Source organism: Kitasatospora sp. NPDC127060, from assembly GCF_042724935.1.
In the GTDB taxonomy this organism is placed as follows: domain Bacteria; phylum Actinomycetota; class Actinomycetes; order Streptomycetales; family Streptomycetaceae; genus Kitasatospora.
This window is the reverse complement of sequence record NZ_JBHXEG010000047.1, coordinates 59,520-67,782: the sequence shown is the minus strand read 5'-3', so window position 1 is coordinate 67,782 and position 8,263 is coordinate 59,520. Positions and strand designations below refer to the sequence as shown.

Below are 8,263 nucleotides of genomic sequence, written 5' to 3'. Positions count from 1 at the left end.
CGGTGCGGGGGCGGGCCGCCGTCGGCATGTCGTACGGGCGTCAGCCGGTGGTGAGCACCAGCTTGTGCTTGGCGGCCTTCTCGACCGCGTCCGGGGTGAACGCCCAGGTCAGCAGCTTGCCCTTGAGCCAGAGGTCGGTCTGGTCGTTGTAGTTCTGGTGGAAGGCGTGGCCGGAGGCGCCGCCGACGTTGACCCAGCGCGAGGAGTCCAGGTCGTTCAGGTCGACCACCATCCGCATCGACGGGATCCAGTCCACCTGGTAGCCGGCCGCCGCGTTCCAGCCCGCCGCGTCGACCGCCGCCGAGCCGCCGGAGAGGCGGTAGGGGCCGCGGTTGAGCAGCTTGTGGACGACGCCGGAGGCGATCGAGGAGTTGTCGGTGCCCATGGTCTGCTCGCGCAGCTCCAGCTTGTGCAGGCGGCCCCAGCTCCAGGTGGAGATGTCCTTGCCGAGCAGCGAGGTCAGGTCCTGGCGGGCGTTCTTCATGGCCTCCTTGAGGAGGTTGTCCAGGCCCTTCTGCTCCTTGTGCTGGGAGTCGATGTACGTCCACCACGAGCTGTCGGGCTTGTCCAGCTGGGCGCGCACCACCTCGGTCCAGCGGTCGCCGCCGTCCGGCTGGGCCTTGCCCGGGTCGCGGGTGCCGCACTCGGTGACGATCTTGCTGGAGCTGTCCGGCTTGGTCGGGTCGTCCTGCTGGCGGACCAGCAGGCAGTTGTCCTTGGCGCGGATGTCGGCCGGGAACTTCTGCCCGAAGGCGAGGCTCAGCAGGTTGCGCCAGACGCCGTTGTAGTAGGCGGCGGCGGCCGAGTCGGCGTCCTGGTGGAAGTTCCAGTCCTTCAGCAGGTCCTGGGCCTCGCGCACGTACGGGTCGTCGATCTGCTGCTTGAGCAGCAGCGGGACCAGCGTCTTGGCCATGATGCTGGTGTTGTCCAGCTGCAGGGTCTGCATGTCGTCCGGCGAGATCTTGCCGTTGTTCTTGAGTAGGCCCTCGATCTGGTCGGTGATCTCCTTGGCCCGGGTGCCGTACTCCCAGTCCTTGGTGAGGGTGTACTTGTAGCCCGGGTCCACCACGGCCTGGTTGGCGGTGACGATGTAGCCGACGGCCGGGTTGAAGCTGTACGGCAGGGCGGTGAAGGGGACCGGATCCGGCTTCCACTGGTAGGAGGAGTCCCAACCCGGGGCCGGCATGGAGCCGTCGCCCTTGCCGCGCACCGGGATGGCGCCCGGGGCCTGGTAGCCGATGTTCTTGGCGTCGGCGTAGATCAGGTTCTGCGCGGGGACGGCGAAGTCCTTGGCGGCGGCGCGGAACTCGTCCCAGTTGCGGGCCTTGTCCAGCTCGAAGACGGCGTCCATGGTCTTGCCCGGGCTGAGCGCCGTCCACTGCAGGGCGACGCCGTAGCCGCCGGTGCCGCGGTCCGGTGCGGAGCTGCCGTTGGGGGCGTACTTGCCGACGTTCTGCTGCTCGGTGCTCACGTCGGAGATGAGCGGCGCGCCGGTCCGGGTGGTGCGGACGGTGATGGTGCGGTCCTCGCCGCCGGCGACCTTGATGGTCTCCTTGCGGAGGTCGAACTTCTCGTCCTTGCCGTCGACCTGGTAGGTCTCCGGGCCGGTGACCTTCTCCAGGTAGAGGTCGGTCACGTCGGCGCCCAGGTTGGTGAAGCCCCAGGCGATGTCCTTGTTGTGGCCGATCACCACGCCGGGCATGCCGGCGAAGGTGAAGCCGGAGACGTCGAACTGGCAGGCCGAGGAGACGGTCCGGCAGTGCAGGCCCATCTGGTACCAGACCGAGGGCAGGCCGGGGCCGAGGTGCGGGTCGTTGGCCAGCAGCGGCTTGCCGGTGGTGGTGTGCGAGCCGGCGACCACCCAGGAGTTGGAACCGATGCCCTGGCCGGGGCGGCCGAGCAGCTGCGGCATCGCGTCGATCCGGTCGGTGAGGCCCTGCATCAGCGCCTTGGTGGTGGCCGCGCCCTGGGTGGTGCCGCCGCCGGGGGCCGTACCGGGCTGGGCGGAGCCGTCCGCCGGGCGGTAGGTGTCACCGCTGACGGTGCCGGTCTTCACGATCGTGCCGTTGCGCGAGTACGGGTAGTCCGGGTACAGCTCGGCGATCTTGTCCGGGCCGAAGTCCTGGGCCAGCAGCGAGCGGTCGATCTCCTCCTGGAGGTTCCCGGAGAGGTTCCAGGCCATCGCCTTGAGCCAGGCCACCGAGTCGACCGGGGTCCACTGCTCGGGCTGGTAGCCGCTGTTGACGGCGCCGAGCAGGGCGTACTCCAGCGAGGCCTTCTCGCCGCCGGGGTGCTCGCCGAGCCAGGCGTTCACGCCGTCCGAGTAGGCCTGGAGGTACTTCTTGGCCTCCGGTGAGAGCTTGGTGTCGTACTCCTTCTGCGCCACCTGGCGCCAGCCCATGGTGCGGATGAAGGAGTCGGTGTCGACCTGGCCGTCGCCGAACATCTCGGACAGCCGGCCCGCGGTGATGTGCCGTCGGACGTCCATCTCCCAGAACCGGTCCTGCGCCTGGACGTAGCCCTGGGCGCGGAACAGGTCCTCGGGGGTGTCCGCGTACAGCTGCGGGATGCCGTTGGCGTCCCGCTTGACGTCCACCGGCGCGCTCAGGCCCGCCACCTTGACCGTGCCGTCGACCTCCGGGAAGGAGGCACGGACCGCGGTGACCCCGCGGTAGCCGCCGTAGCCGACGCCGGCCACCAGCAGCACGACCAGCACGATCACGATCAGACGGGCGCGCCGGAACTTCTTCGAGCGGGGCATCTGGGTCCTTGCGGTCCTGACTTCGGGGCGGGCGGGCGTGTCCGGGGCCTGGGGCCGGGACAGGGCACCACATTAGGCCGAGTCGGCGGAGGGCTGTGAACGGGGGACCGAGCTGGAGCCGAGCCGGAGCCGATCAGGAGCCGATCAGGAGCCGATCAGGAGCCGAGCCGGGAGACAAGCTAAAGGTATGGCAAAATGTTAGACTGAGTAACGATCCGCAACAGGAGCATTGACGACTTCTTAGCGGTCCGGTGCCCGACAGCACCCGCCCCGTACCAACGGACCACCTTCAGCACCACCTGACACCCCGCCCGCCCATGCCTGCCCGAGGTGCCACTGCGTGAACGTCGCCCATCTGAACCAGCTCCTGCTCGAAGCCTCCGTGATCCTGCTCTTCGCGGTGGTCGCCGTCCGGTTCTCGACCCGATCAGGACTGCCCAGTCTGCTGATCTACCTCGGGATCGGCGTGGCACTGGGCCAGAACGGGATCGGCGTCACCTTCAACAACGCCGAACTGACCCAGGTGCTCGGCTACGCGGCACTCGTGGTGATCCTGGCCGAGGGTGGCCTCAAGACCAGCTGGCGCGAGGTCAGGCCGGCGATGCCGGCCGCCACCGTGCTGGCCACCGTCGGCGTCGGGGTCAGCGTCTTCGTCACCGCGGCCGGCGCGCACTGGCTGGTCGGCCTGGACTGGCGGACCTCGCTGCTGCTCGGCGCGATCGTCTCCTCCACCGACGCGGCGGCCGTCTTCTCGGTGCTGCGGATGGTCCCGCTGCCGCACCGGCTCACCGGCCTGCTGGAGGCCGAGTCCGGCTTCAACGACGCCCCCGTGGTCATCCTGGTCGTCGCCTTCGCCTCGGCCGGCGAACTGGACTCCTGGTACGTGCTGCTCGGCACGATCGCCGCGGAGCTGGCGATCGGCGCGGCGGTCGGCCTGGCCGTCGGCAAGCTCGGCGCCTACGCGGTCAAGCACGTCGCGCTGCCCTCCTCGGGCCTCTACCCGATCGCCGTGGTGGCGCTCACCGTGCTCGCCTACGCCGGCGGCTCACTGCTGCACGGCTCCGGCTTCCTCGCCGTCTACATCAGCGCGGTGATCCTCGGGAACTCCAAGCTCCCGCACGGACCGGCGGTGCGCGGCTTCGCCGACGGACTGGCCTGGATCGGGCAGATCGGCATGTTCGTGCTGCTCGGCCTGCTGGCCGCGCCCGAGAGCATGGGCGACGCGGTGGTCCCCGCGCTGGTGATAGGCGGGGTACTGGTCTTCCTGGCCCGGCCGCTGTCCGTGGTGCTCACCCTGACCCCGTTCAAGGTGCCCGCCCGCGAACAGGCGCTGCTGAGCTGGGCCGGGCTGCGCGGGGCGGTGCCCATCGTGCTGGCCACCATCCCGGTGGTCTCCGGCGCGCACAAGGCCGAGGACGTGTTCAACATCGTCTTCATCCTGGTCGTCGTCTTCACCCTGCTCCAGGGCCCGACCCTGCCCTGGATGGCCAAGCGGCTGCGGATCGGCGAGGGCGCGATGGGAAAGGACCTCGACATCGAGTCCGCGCCACTGGAGAAGCTGCACGGCCACCTGCTGTCGGTCGCGCTCTCGCCGACCTCGCGGATGTCCGGCGTGGAGATCAGCGAGCTGCGGCTGCCCAAGGGGGCGGCGGTCACCCTGGTCGTGCGGGAGGGGAACTCCTTCGTGCCGGACAAGACGACGATGCTGCGCGGCGGGGACGAGCTGCTGGTGGTCACCACCGACGAGGTCGGCGAGGCGGCCGAGCGGCGGCTGCGGGCCGTGGACAAGGGCGGCAAGCTGGCGGGGTGGCTCAACGGGGCGGGGTGACTGAACGGGCCGGGTGACTGAACGGGCCGGGCGACTGAACGGGCGGGGTGACCGAACGGGCGGGGAGCGCCTGGTAACGGGGGCGGTCGCGGCTCGGACGGCCCGTGTGATCTTGCGGGCCGGGCGCTCGGGGCGCTCGGGGCGCTCCATGCGCTCCGAGTGACCAGCGAGGCCCGCGCGGTCGGCGTGATCTGGGTGGCCTGGCGTTATCTACGCGCGTAACTGTATGCTGGTTCGACTACGCCGTATAACTACCGTTAGACCACCCCAGCATCTGCCTGACGCAGAGTTGGCGCGACCGCTCGGCGGCCGCGGTCCGGCACCGGCCCACCAGGCCCGGCCGACCCGGTATCTACCCCGGTCGACGCGCGAGAGGACGACTCTCGGCGCCGTCGGGGCCACCCCATGCCCTGCCGCGCTACCAGGCAGCAGGAAGGACCGACCGTGACGGCCCGCCGAACGGTCGAGATCGCCGCGGACTCCGCTCCGGAGACCACTCCGGACTTCGCTCCGGACACCGCGCGCAGCACTGTCGACACCGCCGCCGAGGCGCCCGCCAGGGTCGGGTACGGGGAGCTGCTGCGCACGCCCGGCGCCTGGACGTTCCTGTCCCCCGCCCTCGTCGCGCGACTGCCCTACGCGATGCTCAGCATGGGCATCCTGCTGCTCGTCACCCAGACCACCGGCTCGTACGGCACCGCCGGCACGGCCGTCGCGGTCGCCGCCGTCGCCCAGGCCCTGATCGGGCCGCAGACCGGTCGGCTGGCCGACCGGTACGGCCAGGCCGCAGTGCTGGTCCCGACGGTGCTGGTGCACGCGGTCTCGGTCGGCCTGCTGATCGCGCTGGCGCTCGGCCACGCGCCGGCCTGGAGCGTCTACCTGGCCGCTGTCCCGGCCGGGGCGAGCGTGCCGCAGATCGGCGCGATGGTCCGGGCCCGCTGGGTCTCCACGTTCACCGGGGAGGGCGCCTCGCCCGCCGCCGGCGCCAAGGTGAGCACCGCCTTCGCCTTCGAGTCCGTGACGGACGAGTTCACCTTCGTGGTCGGCCCGATCCTGGCAGCCAACATCGCCGCCTTCGCCAGCCCGGCGGTCGCGCTGGTCGTCGAGGCCTCGCTGACCCTGGTCGGCGGTCTCGCCTTCGCGGCCCAGCGGCGCAGCGCCCCGGCCCGGATCCTCCCGCAGCCCGGCGTGCGGCGCGCCTCGGCGCTGGCCTCGCCCGGCGTCCGACTGCTGGTCGGAGCCTTCCTCGGGGTCGGCGCGGTGTTCGGCGGCATGCAGGTGTCGGTCAACGCCTTCGCCGACTCGGTGGGGCAGCACGACTCCGGCGGCACGGTGTACGGGATCTTCGCGGGCGGCTCGATGCTGGCCGGCGTGCTGTACGGCGTGATCGCCTGGCGGCGGCCGGTGCAGCAGCGGATGGCCATGAGCTACACGATGCTGGTGCTGGGCTGCTCGGTGCTGTGGGCGATGCCCAACCTGGTCGCCCTGACGGTCGCCGGGCTGGTCTGCGGCCTGGCCATCGCCCCGACCCTGATCAGCGGCTACACCCTGGTCGAGACCCTGGTCGCGGACGGCGCCAAGACCGAGGCCTTCACCTGGCTGACCGGTGCGATCGGGCTGGGACTGGCGTTCGGCTCGATGGCGGCGGGCAAGCTGCTCGACGGCCACGGGCCCTCGGTCGGCTTCCTGGTGCCGGCCGTCGGCGCCGGCCTGGGGCTGATCGCGCTGCTGTCGATGCGGCACCTGCTGGTGGCCCCGGGCGGGCCGGGCCGGGTGGTGGCCTCGTCGGCCGAGCGCGGCAACGCGGCGCAGCTGGTCGGCGCGGCCAAGGGCTGAACGCGCGGTGGGCGGTGACGCGGTACCGGCTCATCTCACACCGGATTCGCTGGACTGATCCAACGGAATACCGCATCATTGACCATCGTTAGCACTCATCAGGCGAGAGTGCCAGGAGGAAGACAAGTGCCCACGTACCAGTACCAGTGCACCGAGTGCGGCAGCGGCCTGGAGGCGGTGCAGAAGTTCACCGACGAGGCGCTGACCACGTGCCCCGACTGCCAGGGACGGCTCCGCAAGGTCTTCTCGGCCGTGGGCGTCGTGTTCAAGGGCTCGGGCTTCTACCGGACCGACAGCCGCTCGTCCTCCAGCAGCTCGGTGGGCGCGGGTTCGTCCACCGGCTCCTCGACGTCGTCGACCTCGTCGTCGACCTCGGGTTCGGGCTCGGGCTCGTCCGGTTCGTCGAGCTCTTCCAGCTCGTCCAGCTCGTCGAGCAGCCCGGCTCCGGCCGCCAGCTGACCTCGGTCTCACGAGAAGGCCCGTCGGCCCCGCTTCGCGCGGGGGCGGCGGGCCTTTTCGCGCACCCTCGTCAACCTTCGTGGGTTGGATTAGCTCGTGTGAGTGTACGAAGTTATCCACAGGGGCGGGTTTTCCACAGGCTGTGGGAATCGATTTCCCAGCCGTGGCGGGAACGCGCAGGGTAGGGGTCACCGAGCAAGACCCGACCGAGTCCGGAGGCCCTCCCCATGACGACCACGAGCCTGTCCTTCTCCCTGCCCCTGCCCGCGCCCTCCGTGCCGCCCCGGCGGGAGGTGCCGAGCTTCCCGCCGATCCGGCGCGGCTGCGGCGGCTGGTACCGCTGGCGCCGGGCCGTCCGACGGCTGGGCGGGGTGCCCGCGCTGGTGCTGCTCGCGGTCGCCGCTGCGCTCGCCTCCGGGCCCCTGCAGGCCGGACTGCCGCCGCCCTCGGGGGCCACGGTGGGCCGTACGGGTTGTCAATCCGGGCTCCCGGAAGATCACCCGTAACCCCGGAACGACTTCGTCGTTCGAGGCGGCATGAAAGGCTTCAAGGAATTCCTGCTGCGTGGAAATGTCGTCGAACTCGCCGTCGCCGTGGTCATCGGTGCGGCCTTCACCAACATCGTCAACGCCTTCGTCAAAGGCGTGATCAATCCGATCGTCGGCGTGTTCGGGACGAAGGACCTGGCGTCCTACAGTTCCTGCCTCAAGGGGCCCTGCGAGGTGAGCGCCACCGGAGAGGTCACGTCCGGAATCCTCATCCTGTGGGGGACGGTGCTCAGCGCCGCCCTGCAGTTCCTGATCACCGCCGCCGTCGTCTACTTCGTCCTGATCGTGCCGATGAACCGGATGGCGGCCAGGCGCAAGAGCGTCGCCGAGGTGGCGGCCGAGGCCGAGGCCAAGGAGGTCCAACTGCTGACCGAGATCCGCGACGCGCTGGTCACGGCGCGTTAGAACACGTCTTCAGTCCCCGTGGTGCGGCGGGCGCTGGCTCAGGTACCAGTCCAGCCCCCGCCCACCACTCTCTCCAGCACCCGGGCGGTCGCCCCAGCCGGCGTCGGTGTCGTCCCGGGACTGCTGGTCCAGCGGGTCGCGGAAGACGAGCCGGGCCTTGGCGGGGGCGGGCGTGGAGGCAGGGGTGGAGGTGGAGGGAGGGGAGGAGGGGGAGGGGGAGGGAGGGGCGGGGGTGCCCCGCTCGCCCCGCGCCCCGTCCCGGCCCTGTTCGCGCCCCGGTTTCTGTGCTTGCTCTTGTTCCTGCTCGCTCACCTTGTCCACTCCCCTACTCGCGGTCCGACCTGTCCTTTCAGCCTAGAAGCCTTGCGAGGCTCCCGATGACATGCGCCGGCCCGGGTGCGGAGCGCTCCGCACCCGGGCCCGGGC

Annotated in this window: 7 protein-coding genes; 5 read left to right on the top strand and 2 right to left on the bottom strand. The window is 70.8% G+C overall.

What is annotated here, in order from left to right:
• Positions 1 to 40: 40 nt before the first annotated feature.
• Entirely contained in the window at positions 41 to 2,761 is a 2,721-nt protein-coding gene (locus ACFWIS_RS24450; protein ID WP_380456931.1) for a penicillin acylase family protein, read from the bottom strand.
• A gap of 340 nt (positions 2,762 to 3,101) precedes the next feature.
• On the opposite strand from ACFWIS_RS24450, the gene ACFWIS_RS24445 reads away from it, so the two are divergent.
• The 5 genes from ACFWIS_RS24445 to mscL all read left to right on the top strand — a co-directional run bounded on the left by ACFWIS_RS24445 (position 3,102) and on the right by mscL (position 7,837).
• A complete protein-coding gene (locus tag ACFWIS_RS24445) occupies positions 3,102 to 4,589 on the top strand; it encodes a potassium/proton antiporter (RefSeq protein ID WP_380456933.1) in 1,488 nt (495 codons plus the stop codon).
• A 576-nt stretch (positions 4,590 to 5,165) separates the two neighbouring features.
• Positions 5,166 to 6,425, top strand: a complete 1,260-nt coding sequence (locus ACFWIS_RS24440) for an MFS transporter (RefSeq protein ID WP_380457033.1) — start codon at positions 5,166 to 5,168, stop codon at positions 6,423 to 6,425.
• A 126-nt stretch (positions 6,426 to 6,551) separates the two neighbouring features.
• Positions 6,552 to 6,884, top strand: a complete 333-nt coding sequence (locus tag ACFWIS_RS24435) for an FmdB family zinc ribbon protein (protein ID WP_380456935.1) — start codon at positions 6,552 to 6,554, stop codon at positions 6,882 to 6,884.
• A gap of 227 nt (positions 6,885 to 7,111) precedes the next feature.
• A complete protein-coding gene (locus tag ACFWIS_RS24430; RefSeq protein ID WP_380456937.1) occupies positions 7,112 to 7,390 on the top strand; it encodes a hypothetical protein in 279 nt (92 codons plus the stop codon).
• Between the two features lie 30 nt (positions 7,391 to 7,420).
• Entirely contained in the window at positions 7,421 to 7,837 is a 417-nt protein-coding gene (gene mscL / locus ACFWIS_RS24425) for a large conductance mechanosensitive channel protein MscL (RefSeq protein WP_380456939.1), read from the top strand.
• A gap of 9 nt (positions 7,838 to 7,846) precedes the next feature.
• Here the strand turns inward: mscL and ACFWIS_RS24420 are convergent, their stop codons facing one another.
• A complete protein-coding gene (locus ACFWIS_RS24420; protein WP_380456941.1) occupies positions 7,847 to 8,149 on the bottom strand; it encodes a hypothetical protein in 303 nt (100 codons plus the stop codon).
• Positions 8,150 to 8,263 lie beyond the last annotated feature (114 nt).